The 620-nt window shown below is 68.9% G+C and carries 1 protein-coding gene and 1 pseudogene; one reads left to right on the top strand and one right to left on the bottom strand.

The window, feature by feature from the left end:
- Positions 1-20: 20 nt before the first annotated feature.
- Entirely contained in the window at positions 21-293 is a 273-nt protein-coding gene (locus NJ376_RS20965; protein ID WP_252955236.1) for a hypothetical protein, read from the bottom strand.
- Here NJ376_RS20965 and NJ376_RS20970 point away from each other — a divergent pair.
- Positions 279-620: pseudogene (locus NJ376_RS20970) on the top strand (transposase); the annotation flags it as partial. The gene NJ376_RS20965 and the pseudogene NJ376_RS20970 overlap by 15 nt on opposite strands.

Consider the following 620-nt stretch of genomic DNA (forward strand, 5'->3'; position numbering starts at 1 on the left):
ACCAGGCGGCGGGCCCAACATCAGCGGCCACCCAACTCGCTCAGCACCATGCGCAGCGTTGCCGCATCGATGACGCCCGTCACCCGGACGCTGGCCCCGCTCGGCAGCACGATCTCCATGCCGCCCGCCGTCTCCACGGTCGCAGGCGCCGCGGGCGGGGCAGGCAAGGCCTGCTGCAGTAGGTCCGGCAGCACCCCCACTAGCGCCAGCGCGAACCCCGCCATGGCCGCCGCCAGCATCTGCTTGCGCCAGGTATAGAGCTGCCCCGTGACATGGAAAAAAAGACCGCTCATGCCGCGGAGCAGGACCGTCCGGACATTCTGAGGCGGCGCTGGGACTGGTTCGAGGGCCAGCCCGACCTCGATCCCGACTGCCTCGTATTCATCGATGAGACCTGGAGCTCGACCAACATGGCCCGCACCCATGGCCGGGCACCCCGCGGTGAGCGACTGCGGGCTGCCATTCCGCACGGCCACTGGAAGACCACGACCTTCGTCGCCGGGCCGCACAACACTGGCATGATCGCGCCCATGGTGCTCGATGGGCCGATCAACGGCGAGGTGTTCCAGGCCTATGTCGAGCAGGCCCTGGTGCCCGAGCTGTGGCCCGGCGATGTCGTA

Origin of the sequence: Siccirubricoccus soli, assembly GCF_024178315.1 — a bacterium.
GTDB classification, from domain to species: domain Bacteria; phylum Pseudomonadota; class Alphaproteobacteria; order Acetobacterales; family Acetobacteraceae; genus Siccirubricoccus; species Siccirubricoccus soli.

Coding starts and splice junctions, on each gene's coding strand:
- NJ376_RS20965 (WP_252955236.1), bottom strand. CDS start 293: ATGAGCGGTCTTTTTTTCCATGTCACGGGGCAGCTCTATACCTGGCGC.